The following is a 15,071-nucleotide window of genomic DNA, read 5'->3' on the forward strand; positions in this document are numbered from 1 at the left end:
ACCCGGAACATCATGCCGTAGGGCCCATCGGCCGTGCATCGGTGCCGCACGGTCGCAGCATCACCGCCCCCATCGCATTCACCCCCGCACCGACTGATCATCCCGAAGGACCAACCATGACCGACTCGACCGTCGTCGACACCGAGGCCGCCGCAGAGGAGCTCGCCGCACCGCTGGACCTGCTACTGACCGACTCGGCACTCGGGATCACCCGCCGAATGCTGCCCAACCGCTCCTGGCTGCGCCTCGGAGCCGGCCTGGCCGGAGCGCCGCACTTCCTCCTCGGCCGCAGCCGCAGCCTGGCCGTCGAACTAGCGGACATCGCGCGCGGCACGTCGACCCGGGCCCCGGCGCGGGCCGACAAACGCTTCACCGACCCCGCCTGGTCGGGAAACCCACTCCTGCGGCGGATCCTGCAGGCCTACCTCGCCGCCGCGGAGACCGCCGACAAGCTGCTGGCCGACGCCGACTTGGACTGGCGGGACCGCGAACGCCTGCAATTCGCCCTCGACAACATCGTCGAGGCCGCGTCCCCGAGCAATAACCCGCTGCTCAACCCACTCGGATACAAGGCGGTCATCGACACGGGCGGCAGCTCGGTCGTGCGTGGGTTGAGCAACCTTGTTCGCGACCTCGCGATAACACCACGAGTGCCCGCGATGGTGGACCCGGACGCGTTCGTCGTCGGCGGCAGCGTCGCCGCAACACCCGGCTCGGTGATCTTCCAGAACCGGGTGATGGAGGTCATCCAGTACTCCCCACGCACCCCGACCGTGCGCACCACGCCGGTGCTGATCGTGCCGCCGGTGATCAACAAGTTCTACATCGTCGACATCTCACCAGGCCGAAGCATGGTCGAGCACTTCCTCGACCAGGGCCAGCAGGTGTTCACCATCTCCTGGCGCAACCCCAAAGCGCGCCACCGCACATGGGGATTCGACACCTATGGGCAAGCGATCCTCGATGCAATGGACGCGGTGGACAGGATCACCGGGGCCAAGCAGACCCACCTGTTCGCGACCTGCTCGGGCGGAATGCTGGCGGCGATGACCGCGGCACACCTGACCGACATCGGGCAGGCCGACCGCCTCGCGAGTGTGACGTTGGGGGTCACCGTGCTGGACCAGAGCCGAGCCGGCTTCCCCGCCGCGGCCCTCGACCCGACCACCGCGCAGGCCGCGGTCCGTGTCTCCGCCGCCCGCGGGTACCTCGACGGCCGCTCGTTGGCCGAGGTGTTCGCCTGGCTGCGCCCGACCGACCTGATTTGGCGGTACTGGGTCAACAACTACATCCAGGGCCGCACGCCGCCGCCGTTCGACGTGCTCTTCTGGAACGCCGACACCACCCGGATGGCTGCCACCCTCCACAAGGAGATGGTGCAGATGGGTTTGAGCAACGCGCTGACCGTCCCCGGCGCCGTGAGCATGCTCGGCACCCCGGTCGACCTGACCAAGATCACCGTCGACACCTACGTGATCGCCGGCGTCGCCGACCACATCAGCCCCTGGCAGGCCTGTTACCGCAGTGCGCGCCTGCTCGGCAACGACAACATCCGGTTCGTTCTCTCGACCAGCGGGCACATCGCCGCGCTGGTCAACCCGCCCGGCAACCCTCGCGCCTCCTACCGAGTTGCCTCACCCGACACCGAGAACCCCGACGAGTGGCTCGAGACCGCCGACAACAAGCCCGACTCCTGGTGGTCCGACTACATCACCTGGCTGGCCGAGCGCAGCGGACCGGACAAGACCGCACCGGCGATGCTCGGCGCCCCGGACCTACCGCCGCTGATGCCCGCTCCCGGCTCGTATGTCCGTGAGCGATGAACCGCCGCAAGAACAGTGAGGATCACCCATGACCACCCGTGTAGCGCACCCGACAGAACTCCTCGGCCTGGTCGGCGAGCAGATCGGCACCACCGACTGGTACGAGATCACCTACGAGCAGGTCAACCTGTTCGCCGACGCCACCGGCGACTACCGGACGATCCCCACCCACCCGCAGCGGACCGCCGGCACGCTCCTCGCGAATCCGATCACCCCCGCCTACCTGACGCTGGCACTGCTCCCGAGGGCCCTCGACGACCTGGTCTGGATCGACAGCGCCCCCACCACCCTCGACCACGGACTCGGCACCGTCCATTTTCCCGCACCCACAGCCGCCGATGCCAAGGTCCGCTGCACCGGCCGGATCCTGGCCGCGCAGCGACGCCGCACCGGCATCGAAGTCGTCTTCGGCATCACCGTCGAAGCCGACGGCGCGCCGCGACCCGTATGCGTCGCCGAACCGATACGCATCTACCGATGATCACCCCCGCCGTGAACCCGGCAGACGAAACCCGAATGGTGCGCGCCCGCGGGCAGCACCTGCGAGTGTCCATCAGACACGGCGACGGCGTACCGCTGGTGCTCTGCAACGGGATCGGCGCCGGCCTCGAGGTCCTCGACCCCCTGGTCGAGCACCTCGGCGCGAGACGCACCCTGATCCGATTCGACGCACCCGGAGTCGGAGCGTCACCGAACTCGCGACTACCGTACGGGTTTCCGTACCTCGCCCGAGTAGTCGGGCGGATGCTGGACACCCTCGGCTACGAACGGGTCGACATGCTGGGCTATTCGTGGGGTGGTGCCCTGGCCCAGCAATTCGCATTCCAGAACCCGCGCCGGTGCCGACACCTGGTCCTCGCCGCCACCGCAACCGGTGTCCTCATGGTGCCCGCCCGGCCGTCGGTCCTGACGAAGATGCTCACCCCCCGCCGGTTCGTCGACCGCGACTACCTCGCCTCGATCGCCGCGACCATATACGGCGGCAGCACCGATTACGGCAACGCCGACATCACCCAGATCGTCGGCCACCAACTCGCCGCCGGATCCCGCCGCGGCTATCTGTACCAACTGCTCGCCGGGGCGGTGTGGTCGAGCCTGGTCGCCCTCCCCGCGATCCACCAACCCACCCTCATCGTCGCCGGCACCGACGACCCGATCATTCCGATCATCAACGCCCACATCATGGCCCGGCTGTTGCCACACGCCACCCTCCACACACACCCCGGCGGCCACGTCGACCTGCTCACCAACGCCACCACACTCGGCCCCATCATCGACGATTTCCTCAGCACCGTGAATGGACCCAGGACCAGCCGACACGATCAATCGTGACATAGGAAATCGGTGGATCTGACTCTGGCGCACGCCATAGCGGATGCATGGGTGACCCAACCCTCGAATGTGCCAGCGCTACATAAGCATCAGGCACTTCCGCCCCGGGTGCCCACGCGCCAGGTCGTTCCCCACCCTGTGGGCCAGGAACAGAAAACTGATGGTGCCGATACCAGGGCCGACTCAGCGCTAAGTCGACCCAGGTATTTCGCGTAGTTGTCGAGTGTGCTCCTGGTTTGCCTACACATTCAGGCACCGCCAGCCTCACTTCCTCACCCGTCACAGCGGATACCACAGCGATCGGTCGCGTCACGATGCGCTGCAGTGCCTTCGCCGAGTCGAGGATCACCGGGTGATTAGGCCCAGCGGTTCGACCCGCACCAGTTCGGGGCGCAGCCAACTGGCCGGCACCGACCACTGCAGGCGGTAATACGACCACCACGAAACCGCCTGCCACGCCCGCTCCCCGTATGCGGTCCCGTCTCCGATCAGATCCGATGCCCGCTCCCTCGGGTGACCGTCAGATTCCGGGTCACCACCTGCGTCGGGCGCGACCCAACCGCACCAACTGGGCAGGATCATCCAAATCGAGCACCCGCAGATCATCCGGCAACTCGAACAGCCCCAGCGCGTGCCGAGACTCCGGCAGCGAGGGACTCTCCACCGATGAACTCGAGGCCATGTAGGCGGCGAAGAATCGCTGGATGGTCATTGCAACGAAGGTTATCGATTCCCCGCCATGGCCGAGCCTCACGTAGTGCAGTGATCCCCCTCATCTTCGCGAATCCGACCATGACCGCGAGCAGATCGGCAGAGTTAGCGCGGGGGTTGCACAGGGCATAACGAACCGCGTCGTGGGCGGCTGGTCGCGTACAGGATGCCGGCGATCGTCCACTGCCGAAGCGCTGCTTGGTGCGCCGGTCGAGTGACATACCGCACACAACATTTTTGACTCACAGGTACAGAATCGTATTACGATGGGAGAATCGGAGCATCGGCAGATGGTTGAAGTTCGAGCCGGATGTCTTGGTAGACAGAGCCGTCGACCTGTTCTGACGCCAGGCATATTCCGGGACGACCACGGTGGAGCTGGTCAATGAGCGCGGCATCCGCACGCGCGGTCTCTCTCGCTCCTTCGGGAACAAGCACAACCTGCTCGGCCTGGCCCTGCGGTAATACAGCGCGGAGCACCTCGAGTCTCGGGCAGAGGGTTTGGAGGATGACGGCCTGATGAGGCGAAGCCGAACGCCGCGGCGGCATGCCTGTCCCGCGTCGGTTCGAATGAACGAGGTTACTTCCTCGTCCTCTCCGTTGCGGAGCTGGGCCATGCCGACGAGTCGGTAACAGAGTCTGCGGCTGAGCCTTTCGACGGAATCCAGTCGGAATTCTGGGTCGACATCGAATCAGACTCGGCGACCGGCGAATTCGACTCCGAAGCGGCACGATCGAGCGTCTCTGACGTAGGTAGCCTCGCGTGAACCTCGTTTGGCCCCATGAAGACTCGACAAAAGAACATTGAATCGGACAGAAACAAAGTAGGAGATCGGCTGTGTCAATCAACGTGACCGAACCAAATACCACGACCGAGCCGTCGGCCGAACCCATTGCCAGTAACCCACAACCGGTTGCACGGACGACGTCGATCCCGCCGAACCCGGAGCCGGTGCCGGCGGACGCCCCGGTGGCCACGTTCCCTGAGCCACCGGCCGAACCGGCAGAGGGCAGATCCACTGCGGCCGCTATTCGCGGGATGGCCAGGTCTCTGGTCACCAACATGACCGCCAGCTTGAGCATTCCGACGACCACGAGCGTCCGCACGATCCCAGCGAAGCTCATGATCGACAATCGCATCGTCATCAATAAACCACATGAGGCGGGCCCGCGGCGGCAAGATCAGTTTCACACACCTGATCGGCTGGGCGCTCGTACAGGCCCTCGAGGATTTCCCGAGCCAGACGGTGTCGTACGCCGAAGTGGACGGCAAGCCGTTCGCCGTGACGCCTGATCACGTCAACCTCGGAATCGCCGTCGACGTCGCGAAACCCGATGGATCACGTTTCCTTGTCGTCCCGAACATCAGGCGGGCGGACGAGATGAGCTTCGGTGAATTCTTGACAGCGTATGAGGCTCTCATCGTCAAGTCGCGAAGCAACGCGTTGACCGTAGAGGATCTTGCCGGTACAACGCTGTCGCTGACCAACCCCGGCGGCATCGGGACAGAGCATTCGATCACCCGCCTGATGAAAGGTCAGGGTTGTGTGATCGGTGTGGGCGCTCTGGAATATCCGGCCGAGTTCCAGGGGTCCAGCGGACAGACCCTCGCCGATCTCGCCATCAGCAAGACGGTCACCCTGACGAGCACCTACGATCATCGGGTCATCCAGGGCGCGGCTTCTGGGGAGTTCCTCGAGCGAGTCCACGAACTCCTGACCGGGCGGCATGGGTTCTACGAAGAGATCTTCGCGGCCTTGCGAATCCCTTATGAACCGATCCATTGGGCACCCGACATCAGGGTGGATCCGACGAGCGCGGTGGACAAAACAGCGCGTGTCCAGCAGCTCATCGATGCGTTTCGTACCCGCGGGCACCTGATGGCCGACATCGACCCGCTCGAGTACGTCCAGAGGTCCCACCCCGATCTGGACGTGGCGAGTCACGGGCTCACGTTCTGGGACCTGGACCGGGAATTCGTCACCGGTGATTTCGGCGGCGACCAGCGGCAGATGAAGCTCCGCGACATTGTCGGTGTTCTGCGTGACGCCTATTGTCGAACCGTCGGCATCGAGTACATGCACATCCAAGATCCAGAACAACGCGCGTGGATCCAGAACAGGGTCGAGCTGCCCTATACGAAGCCGACCCACGACGAGCAGCTGCGGATCCTGGGCAAGCTCAATGAAGCGGAAGCCTTCGAGACCTTCCTCCAGACGAAGTACATCGGCCAGACGCGCTTCAGCCTCGAAGGGGGCGAGTCGACGATCCCCTTGTTGGACGCGATCATGCATGCGGCGGCCGAGAGTGGTCTCGACGGTGTGGCCGTCGCGATGGCTCACCGGGGACGGCTCAGCGTGCTCACCAACATCGCAGGCAAGACCTACGGTCAGGTGTTCCACGAGTTCGAGGGAACTGACGTCTCGGACAACAGCGACGGCTCCGGGGACGTGAAATACCACCTGGGTACCGAAGGAATCTTCACCGGCGCAGATGGCGAGAAGATCCCTGTCTATGTCGGGGCGAATCCTTCCCATCTCGACGCGGTCGATGGCGTGCTGGAGGGCATCGTACGTGCCCGGCAGGACCTGAGACCGGCCGGTACGTTTCTGACCTTGCCGATCATCATCCACGGTGACGCGGCGATGGCCGGCCAGGGAGTAGTCGGAGAGACCATGCAGATGTCACAGCTGCGCGGCTATCGCACGGGCGGCACGATCCGCATCAACATCAACAACCAGGTGGGCTTCACGACCCTGCCAGGTCAGGCACGGAGCTCGGTGTACTCGACGGACGTCGCAAAAGCGATCCAGGCACCGATCTTCCATGTCAATGGTGATGATCCCGAGGCAGTTGTCCGGGTCGCAGCGCTCGCCTTCGCCTACCGTCAGACGTTCCACCGCGAGGTCGTCATCGACCTCATCTGCTACCGCCGGCGTGGCCACAACGAAGCCGATGATCCGTCGATGACACAGCCGCAGATGTACGACCTCATCGAGGCCAAGCGCAGTGTTCGGACCCTCTACACGGAGGCGCTGGTCGGGCGTGGTGACATCACCCTCGAAGAGTACGAACGGGCCAACCTCGACTTCCGCGGCCGTCTCGAGAGCGCCTTCGCCGAGACTCATGCCGGACAACCCGGCCTCGTGCCGGTCTCCCAGCCAAACACGATCGACGCGCTGGAGAAGATGCTTGCTCCCGAACCCGAAACTGCGAGCAGTCCCGAAGCCACCGGGGTGAGTCCCGACGTGATAGCTCTCGTGGGAGATGCTTTCAGCAATCGGCCGGCAGGGTTCACCGTCCACACGAAGTTGCAGCAGCTGCTCGACAAAAGAGCCGACATGAGCCGTAATGGGGATATCGATTGGGCCTTCGCCGAGCTCCTTGCATTCGGCTCGCTGTTGGTGGAGCGGACACCCGTTCGGCTGACCGGTCAAGACAGTCGCCGTGGCACGTTCGTCCAACGCCACGCAGTGCTTCACGACCGCGACAATGGTCAGGAATGGCTCCCGCTCACCAACATTGCTGAGGACCAGGCTCGGTTCTGGATCTACGACTCGCTACTCAGTGAGTACGCCGTGATGGGATTCGAGTACGGCTATTCGGTGGAACGGTCCGACGCGCTGGTGCTGTGGGAGGCACAGTTCGGCGATTTCGTGAACGGCGCTCAGATCATCGTCGACGAGTTCATCAGCTCGGCCGACCAGAAATGGGGACAGCGGTCCTCGCTGGTACTGCTCCTGCCACACGGCTACGAAGGCAGCGGACCGGATCACTCCTCAGCGCGCATCGAACGCTTCCTGCAGCTCTGCGCGGAGAACAACATGACGGTGGCGCAACCGTCGACACCCGCGTCGTACTTCCACCTCCTCCGGCGCCAGGCATACGCTCGCCCACGCAAGCCGCTCATCGTGTTCACCCCGAAGTCGATTTTGCGCATGCGCGGCGCGACCAGTGCCCTGTCCGATTTCACCGGCGGCACGTTCGAACCCGTCATCGATGATCAGCGGGCGATTGACAAGGCCGACGTCCGCCGCGTGCTGTTGGTGACCGGGAAGCTGTACTACGAGCTGCTCACCAGGCTCGCCAAGTCTCCAGACCCGCAAATCGCGCTGGTGAGAATCGAACAGTTCTACCCGCTGCCCGAAGCAGAGCTGGCTGATGCCGTCGGCTCCTACCCCAACGCCGAACTGGTGTGGGTGCAGGAAGAGCCCAGAAACCAAGGCGCGTGGACGTTCCTTCTCAGCGAGCTCGGGACCATCGGCTCGCGGCGAATTCGCCTCGCGTCTCGCCCAGCCTCTGCCGCCCCGGCGACAGGTTCGAGCAAACGGCACGCCCAGGAACAGAGGACGCTCATCGATGAGGCGCTAGAGAAGTGGCGCGCTTGACGACAGCTGCCTGTTCACGAAATAGACACGGAGTACTACGTTTTGCAACAGTGGCAGCCGGTGCCCCGCATTGAACGTCGGTGGCCCCCCGGGGGGCGGTTTGGTGCGAGGGCGTGGCTACTTGACCCGGTCTGCCAACACCCGACCGACATGAATTGCGGAAACCGACGGGCTACCAACACGCAATCGGTAAACCGACACGGAAGTGTGGAACGTCGGCGGCGGAGGGGGCGCATTGCACCGTTCAGATTTGCACATCCTCAGATCCGGCGCATCACCGATACCACCTTGCCCAGAACAACTGCGTCGTCGCCGTCAATCACGGCATACGCGGGATTACGGGGCTCGAGGAAGACGTGGCCATCGCGGCGCCGGAGCACCTTCACCGTAGCCTCGCCATCAATCATCGCGGCGACGATCTCGCCGGAATGAGCTTCGTCCTGGCGGCGCACCACAACGACATCGCCATCGCAGATCGCGGCATCGATCATCGACTCGCCGCGCACCCGCAGCCCGAACAGAGTGCCGGAGCCGACAAGTTCGCGAGGGAGCGTCAGCATCTCATCGACGTGCTCCTCCGCCAGGATCGGTGCGCCGGCCGCGATGTCGCCGACTACCGGTACCGTCACATTGTTTTCAGACGAGCGACCTTGCCTCGCCTCGGAGAGGAACGGGCGCACGTCCAATTGCCGAGCCATGGCCGTGCCCCGTCGGAGAAAGCCCTTTTCCTCGAGGCTCTTCAGATGCTTGGACACCGACGACGCTGACCGCAGGCCCACCGCGTCCCCGATCTGTCGGGTGCTCGGCGTGCATCCGTGTGCAGCCACGCAGTCCCGGATCGCGGCCAGAATCCGCTGCTGACGCGATGGCAGGGTGGAGGCATCGAGGCCACCGAACATGTCGAGATCGTCGTAATCGGTCACCGAAGAATCGTAGGGGGTGACGACAGCCCCTCGAGCACGGTGTAGGCGTGCGAGCAGAAGCGGGGTCTATAGGCGGTGGCGCAAAACTGGTCGCCGGTCCGTCCCACCTCACGGGAATGTCGACCTCGGTCGATGCACTCCAGGCCGGTAGACGGGCAGAGGACTACGTGCTGCACCTGCCGGATCGTTCGGGAGTTCGCCTGGGTGGAGAAGCAGATTCGTAGCCTGGCGCGACTCGACCTGAAGGGGCCGTGATGGCTGGACATTTTCTCCGCGTATGCAGCGCGTTTCGGCTGCCGAGGGATGGCTGTGGGTCGCCTGATGGCCCCGCCGCGGAAGGATCGCGTGCGTGATGGGATCGTCTCGCGAGTTGCGTTCTTTGTCTTGGTGATCGGGACCGTGTTCGGGGTCGTGGTGAACATGGTCGCTGACCTGACGTAGCAGTGGATCCCCGCGCTGCTCGGCGTGATCGATGGCGGATTGACATCGCAGCCGGACAGCGAACTTGCGGTCGAAAGCTTCGCCCCGCTGTCGATGGAGGCGGTGGCATGGTGACGGGGCCAGGCCGACGCACGCGATGTCCGGTGCCCCGGTTGGATTGGCCGCAGCCGCTTTTCTTCCGGTCAGGTGGGGCGTCCCGTCGTCGCTCGCCGAGACGTTCGCCTGGGCTGGTGTCTGCGCGGGATCTGCACTGCTGCCCGACCTCGACCACCCACAGTCGACGGTCGCGGTCGTCCGCTTTCCGGGTGGTCCGTTCGGGCAGTTATCCGGTCACCACGGGCCAGCGGTGCCGGCACCGAACCCCCGGAACCCGGGCCGCGGGGATCAGCTCAGCGGGGACCCGAAGCCACGGGCGCACCCCAGGCGCTCCCCTGCTCGCGATCGAGCACCGTGACCGCCTTGTTCTTCAGTCCGAAAATGTAGACCAGCAAGCTGACTCCGATCACGACCGTCACGTAGGAGATGAACCAGCCGACGTGACCGGCCGACTTCGATGCCTGGAAAAGCACCGGCGCCGTACCGCCGAAGATTGAGTTCGCGAGCGCATAGCCCAGTCCCACACCCAAGGCACGGATGTCGGCGGGAAACAGCTCCGCCTTCACGATCGCGTTGATCGAGGTGTACCCGGTGAGGATGACGTAGCCGACCGCGACCAGCGCGAACGCCGATAGCGGCGAGGTGGTTCGCGGAAGGAAGGTGAGCAGGACATAGGTGTAGAGGACACCACCCACACCGAAGAAGATCAGCAGCGGCTTACGTCCGACGCGGTCACTGATGATGCCGCCGACCGGCTGCAGCAGCAACAGCAAGATCAGCGCCAGCAGGTTGATCCACGTTGCCGTCAGCGCCCGGTCGGCCCCGAAGGTGGACTTCACTATCGCCGGCGCGTTGACACTGTAGGTGTAGAACGCGACCGTGCCACCCGCGGTAATGAGGAACACCAGCAGCAGCGGACGCCAGTGTTCGGTGAACAACGCCGTCAAGGACCCCGCCCCACGGTCCTCACCCGCACGGATCGCCTTCAGATGCGACTCGCTGAGCGACTCGTCCATCGAACGCCGAATCCACAGCACGACCAGGGCGGCGATGCCGCCGATGAAGAAGCCAATCCGCCATCCCCACTCGTTCAACGCATCGACATCGAGAACGCTGAGCGCGATCAGAAGCGTGAACTGCGCGAGTACGTGACCGCCCACGAGGGTCACGTACTGGAAAGACGACAAGAAGCCGCGCCGATTCGCGGTCGCCGCTTCGGACATGTACGTCGCCGAGGTGCCGTACTCCCCACCCGTGGCGAATCCCTGTACAAGCCGAGCGAGGACCAAAATCACCGCCGCCCAATACCCGATGACTTCGCGTGTCGGCATGACCGCCACCACGAATGAGCACGATGACATGATGGTGATGCTGAGCATCAGGGCCGCCTTGCGGCCACGACGGTCGGCGAACCGGCCGAAGAACCAGGACCCCACCGGACGCATGACGAAAGTGACCGCGAAGATCGCATAGATGTACAGCGTGGAGTTGGCGTCGTTCTCGTCGAAGAAGTGCGCCTCGAAATACGTGGCGAAGACCGTGTAGACGTACACGTCGTACCACTCGACGAGGTTTCCTGCCGAGCCCTTCATCGTGTTGAGCACCGCCCGCCGGGTGCTCGTCGGAGCGCGGGTCGGACCGGACGGAGTCGCGTCATCGCTCATCCGTAGACGATAGCGGATCGACCTCCCCCACCTGGGCGAGTCGCCCAGGGGCGGTGTCAATTCGCTCCCCGGTTCGTCACCACGCAAACAGCGCACCGGAAGGATCAGCCAGATGGCCTCAGCCGAGCGCGATGATCAAGCCACGCACAGTGTTCGTCGTCCCACGGCACTGGCATTCTCAGTGTTCGCCATTCCGCACTTGTACTATCACCTACATCACCTACATCACCTACATCACCTCGCAGGCACCACCACCTTTGAGGCCATCGCGCTGAACTCGCTGAATCTCCTCGTCGCCGCACTTGGAATCGTCATCATCCCCATCACGTCGCTCAGGGATCGGCGCGACCGCCGCCGAAATGTCACATTCCCCGGTGCTGGAACGTCATAACGGCATGGACAACAATTCCATTCGAAGGGTAAGTCGATCATCGACGAAACATCGACGCTGTGCGATTCCGCACGGGCGGCGAGCCCTCGAGCTTGCACGCTGAGAGAACGATGACAGTCGCTGGCTCGAAGCGCTCGATGGACTGATTTCCAAGGTCTGGGAGAACCTGGACATGGTACACGACTGTGCCACGTGCAATCAGCCACGACCGAACAGCGAGAAGCGATCACACGATCGACAGATCGACCGCCGGGCGCCGATCGGCGCAAGGCGACATCAAAACAACTCAATGAGAGGTTGATTCATGTCACACGTCTTGATTGTTGGAGGCGGGTTCGCGGGAGTGTGGAGCGCGGCGAGCGCAGCCAAGCTGCGTCGCGCTGACCTGAGCATTGCGGTCGTCAACGCCGGGGATGACCTAGTCATCCGCCCCCGCCTCTACGAGTCCGCACCCCACACAATGCGCGTCCCACTCGACCAAGTCCTCGGCCCGATCGGCGTCCAGCGACTCACTGCAACTGTGACCGGTATCGACACCGTAGCCAAGACAGCTACGGCAGTGAGCAGAGACGGGCGCAGCTCCGACATCTTCTACGACCGACTGGTACTCGCCTCCGGTAGTCAAGTTGTCCAGCCGAAGGTAGCCGGCGCGGGACACATGTTCGATGTCGATACCCTCGCTGGAGCTGCGCGACTTGACTCGCATTTGCATCGACTGCCTGAACGAAACACCAGCGCAGGGCAGTACACCGTCGTCGTCGTCGGGGCCGGCTTCACGGGCCTCGAGATTGCAACGGAGTTGACCCGACGTCTACGAGAGATCGCAGACAGCCGCGCGACCGTCCGCGTAATCCTTGTCGAGCGGGAAGACGAGGTAGGGCCAGAGCTGGGTGAAGGCCCCCGTCCGGCGATCATCACGGCATTGTCCGACCTGGAAATCGAAACCCGTCTGAACGTCAGCGTGGAAAGCGTAAACGCAGAGGGCGTCACCCTTTCCGACCGTTCGAAGATTGCTGCAGCCACCGTGGTCTGGACCGCCGGGATGGCGGCAAGCCCGCTCACAAAGTTCATCCCCGCCGAACGCGATTGGATCGGAAGGCTGAGTGTCGACGAATTCCTTCGCGTAACCGGCACGTCCGATGTCTACGCCGCCGGCGACACATCTGCTGCCAGCGCAACCGAAGGTCGCACGGTGATGCAGAGTTGCCAGCACGCTATGCCGCTAGGCAAGTTCGCGGGCCACAATGTTGCTGCCGACCTGCTCGGCGAACCCCTCGTACCGTTTGCCCCGGACGAATACCGAACATGCCTGGCCTTGGGGCCTGCCGGAGCAGTGGTGACTTCCGGATGGGACAGAACCGTCCTCATGACCGGCGCCGCCGATCATCACCTCAAGACCACGATCAACACCGAATGGATCTACCCACCAGTGGATGACCGCGAAGCTCTGTTTGCAATGGCGGGTCCGAACGGCTCGCTCCCGGAATACACACCGCCCGAAAGTCTCTCCGTGAGTTGACCCGACACTTCGAGAACACCACCGCCAGCTTGACCGGCGGTGGTGTTCCCTGCGTCCGACGACCATGCCGCACAACAGAAAACTCGGAAATGCGAGAGGTGCTCGGGAGATACAACACATGTACGTGTCGACACCATGAATTCTGAACACACCATGGCGGGCGGGCTCGAGTAGTGGGTCGCAACACTCTCTTGAAGGAGGTGTGCGAATGGAACGGACGGACGCAATCGGCGTCTCGATGTGAAGACGCAGTACGGGCCCGGCCACGGTCTCGAAGTGGTGCGCACAGAAGAGTGTCTGCAGAACCCACCGCATATGCGCGTCGACTCGAAGACACCGGCACGATGTACCGCCGGGAATTCGGCATGATGAATCGTCGGTATTGCGACGATCGTGCGAGCTCGAAGGGACAAACCACCAGTCAGCCCAGGTAGTCCATCCTGCCAACGCCGACCTACGGGGGCCGTGCGCACGCGGTACATCGAGTGGGGCTGGTGTGGCCCCTTCGCGGTCTCCGCCACCCTCGTCTCTGTCGGATATCTTCGCCGACGTACCGGCGGCGAAGACCCGATGTTCGAGAAACTCCACGAACACCGCGGCCACTCCTTCGCGCTCCGCTACGAATGCCGTGCCGGATGCGGGGTCGCCGTGCGGCTGATCCGAACGGCACACGGCCCCATGTCCACGGTGTACACGGAAGTACTTCTCTCCGGATGTCGATGCTCCGGTGACATCCATCAGATCCGCACTTGGCGCAGTCGTCAGCGGCACCCTCGCAGCCCCTTTCGCCCGAGACCTCACCTACACCACCAGAGGCTCTCCCTAAATGGACCTCTACGTCATCGACTCGAGCGCTATGCCCATGGTCGCAGCGGCAACCGTCACCGAACCTCATGGGGTACCCCGACATCCGGCCAAATCGACGCCGCCCCGGCACTGTGATCGGTTCGACTGCAGCGGAGTTCAACTGTGGAAGTCACTGTAATTGACAGCTGCCAACCAACCAGGTGAATCGGCGCCTCCTACAAGATCACCAATCGCCCGACAAACGAAAGCACTCAAGAGCAATGCCCCACTTACATTAACTACGCGACCATCCCGCCGCGCGATCGCCGATTCTGAGTCGGCCATGCCATCCAATAGCGCCGAACCCAACGTGGAAGCGGCGATTCGCAACTACCGGCGCCGACGCAACCACCGCCGCGCTGTCCGATCCGGCACGTTTCTCGGCCAGCTACAACGGAAGGAATTGAATGAATTCATCGACTTCGCCGAAAAATGGGCACCCTACGGCGGCCCACCTGACGACGAGACCTTCGTTACGTTCGGAATGACGCCGGCCCGCTTTCGCCAACGACTTCACGAGCTGATCATCGAAGCCCGACAGGACACGCCCCTCGATACGGCGCTGAATCACCCGCTTGAACACCGCAAGACGGCGTAACGCTCCTCGAAAGCCCAGTCTTTCAGTGAGGGAACACCATCGCGCACAAGTCCATCACCACGAAACGCCGCCACACTGTCCGTATCAATCGTCTGACTGAACCTTTGACGAAACCCTTGGGTCGCAGCATTCGGATGAAACCCGAGAGAACCTCGATCTACCGCCGCCCACGCCGGGATTCAGAAGAAACCGGCAGATCATCAGCCCGGTGCTTCGCAGCGGCACGCAATTCCTTCAACTGGAGCTAGGGCGTGTCTCCCAATGATTTGGGGTGTCGTGCGGCAACATGTTTGCTGTGACAGAGGTGATGGATCGATATCAGGTGTTGACCGAGAAGCA

Annotated in this window: 10 protein-coding genes and 1 pseudogene; 8 read left to right on the top strand and 3 right to left on the bottom strand. The window is 63.5% G+C overall.

Annotation, left to right across the window (positions count from 1 at the left end; all coding sequences use genetic code 11):
- Window positions 1-116: 116 nt before the first annotated feature.
- Genes ACFVJ3_RS44025 through ACFVJ3_RS44035 form a run of 3 tightly spaced genes read left to right on the top strand, consistent with a single transcriptional unit; the run spans window position 117 to window position 3,155 of the window.
- Window positions 117-1,823, top strand: a complete 1,707-nt coding sequence (locus tag ACFVJ3_RS44025) for a PHA/PHB synthase family protein (RefSeq protein ID WP_378458057.1) — start codon at window positions 117-119, stop codon at window positions 1,821-1,823.
- 28 nt (window positions 1,824-1,851) lie between these two features.
- The gene (locus tag ACFVJ3_RS44030) at window positions 1,852-2,304 is read left to right on the top strand and encodes a MaoC/PaaZ C-terminal domain-containing protein (protein WP_378458058.1); all 453 of its coding nucleotides are present in this window, start codon (window positions 1,852-1,854) and stop codon (window positions 2,302-2,304) included.
- Window positions 2,301-3,155, top strand: coding sequence for an alpha/beta fold hydrolase (locus ACFVJ3_RS44035; RefSeq protein WP_378458059.1), 855 nt, complete (start codon window positions 2,301-2,303; stop codon window positions 3,153-3,155). Before ACFVJ3_RS44030 ends, ACFVJ3_RS44035 begins: the two co-directional genes overlap by 4 nt.
- A 532-nt stretch (window positions 3,156-3,687) precedes the next feature.
- Here ACFVJ3_RS44035 and ACFVJ3_RS44040 read toward each other — a convergent pair.
- A complete protein-coding gene (locus ACFVJ3_RS44040) occupies window positions 3,688-3,867 on the bottom strand; it encodes a hypothetical protein (RefSeq protein ID WP_378458060.1) in 180 nt (59 codons plus the stop codon).
- 1,156 nt (window positions 3,868-5,023) lie between these two features.
- Here ACFVJ3_RS44040 and ACFVJ3_RS44045 point away from each other — a divergent pair.
- Entirely contained in the window at window positions 5,024-8,254 is a 3,231-nt protein-coding gene (locus ACFVJ3_RS44045; RefSeq protein WP_378458061.1) for a multifunctional oxoglutarate decarboxylase/oxoglutarate dehydrogenase thiamine pyrophosphate-binding subunit/dihydrolipoyllysine-residue succinyltransferase subunit, read from the top strand.
- A 260-nt stretch (window positions 8,255-8,514) separates the two neighbouring features.
- On the opposite strand, the gene lexA is transcribed toward ACFVJ3_RS44045, so the two are convergent.
- Window positions 8,515-9,177: a transcriptional repressor LexA gene (lexA, locus tag ACFVJ3_RS44050; protein ID WP_378458062.1), complete on the bottom strand. Its 663-nt coding sequence runs from the start codon at window positions 9,175-9,177 to the stop codon at window positions 8,515-8,517.
- Window positions 9,178-9,754: 577 nt separating this feature from the next.
- Here lexA and ACFVJ3_RS44055 point away from each other — a divergent pair.
- Window positions 9,755-9,907 (top strand): annotated as a pseudogene (locus ACFVJ3_RS44055) (metal-dependent hydrolase); the annotation flags it as partial.
- A gap of 100 nt (window positions 9,908-10,007) precedes the next feature.
- Here the strand turns inward: ACFVJ3_RS44055 and ACFVJ3_RS44060 are convergent.
- Window positions 10,008-11,378, bottom strand: a complete 1,371-nt coding sequence (locus ACFVJ3_RS44060) for an MFS transporter (protein ID WP_378458063.1) — start codon at window positions 11,376-11,378, stop codon at window positions 10,008-10,010.
- Between the two features lie 112 nt (window positions 11,379-11,490).
- Between ACFVJ3_RS44060 and ACFVJ3_RS44065 the strand changes: the two genes are divergently transcribed.
- The 3 genes from ACFVJ3_RS44065 (at window position 11,491) to ACFVJ3_RS44075 (ending at window position 14,732) form a co-directional block, all read left to right on the top strand.
- Window positions 11,491-11,769 carry a hypothetical protein gene (locus ACFVJ3_RS44065; protein ID WP_378458064.1) on the top strand — a complete coding sequence of 93 codons (279 nt, stop codon included), beginning with the start codon at window positions 11,491-11,493 and terminating at the stop codon, window positions 11,767-11,769.
- Between the two features lie 304 nt (window positions 11,770-12,073).
- The gene (locus ACFVJ3_RS44070) at window positions 12,074-13,288 is read left to right on the top strand and encodes an NAD(P)/FAD-dependent oxidoreductase (RefSeq protein ID WP_378458065.1); all 1,215 of its coding nucleotides are present in this window, start codon (window positions 12,074-12,076) and stop codon (window positions 13,286-13,288) included.
- Window positions 13,289-14,417: 1,129 nt separating this feature from the next.
- Window positions 14,418-14,732, top strand: a complete 315-nt coding sequence (locus ACFVJ3_RS44075) for a hypothetical protein (protein WP_378458066.1) — start codon at window positions 14,418-14,420, stop codon at window positions 14,730-14,732.
- Window positions 14,733-15,071 lie beyond the last annotated feature (339 nt).

The organism is Rhodococcus sp. NPDC127593, from assembly GCF_042671975.1.
Taxonomy (GTDB): domain Bacteria; phylum Actinomycetota; class Actinomycetes; order Mycobacteriales; family Mycobacteriaceae; genus Rhodococcus_F.

Bases quoted from the DNA above. Each gene is read 5' to 3' on its own strand.
- ACFVJ3_RS44025 (WP_378458057.1), top strand. From the start codon at position 117: ATGACCGACTCGACCGTCGTCGACACCGAGGCCGCCGCAGAGGAGCTC.
- ACFVJ3_RS44030 (WP_378458058.1), top strand. From the start codon at position 1,852: ATGACCACCCGTGTAGCGCACCCGACAGAACTCCTCGGCCTGGTCGGC.
- ACFVJ3_RS44035 (WP_378458059.1), top strand. From the start codon at position 2,301: ATGATCACCCCCGCCGTGAACCCGGCAGACGAAACCCGAATGGTGCGC.
- ACFVJ3_RS44040 (WP_378458060.1), bottom strand. From the start codon at position 3,867: ATGACCATCCAGCGATTCTTCGCCGCCTACATGGCCTCGAGTTCATCG.
- ACFVJ3_RS44045 (WP_378458061.1), top strand. From the start codon at position 5,024: ATGAGGCGGGCCCGCGGCGGCAAGATCAGTTTCACACACCTGATCGGC.
- ACFVJ3_RS44060 (WP_378458063.1), bottom strand. From the start codon at position 11,378: ATGAGCGATGACGCGACTCCGTCCGGTCCGACCCGCGCTCCGACGAGC.
- ACFVJ3_RS44065 (WP_378458064.1), top strand. From the start codon at position 11,491: ATGGCCTCAGCCGAGCGCGATGATCAAGCCACGCACAGTGTTCGTCGT.
- ACFVJ3_RS44070 (WP_378458065.1), top strand. From the start codon at position 12,074: ATGTCACACGTCTTGATTGTTGGAGGCGGGTTCGCGGGAGTGTGGAGC.
- ACFVJ3_RS44075 (WP_378458066.1), top strand. From the start codon at position 14,418: ATGCCATCCAATAGCGCCGAACCCAACGTGGAAGCGGCGATTCGCAAC.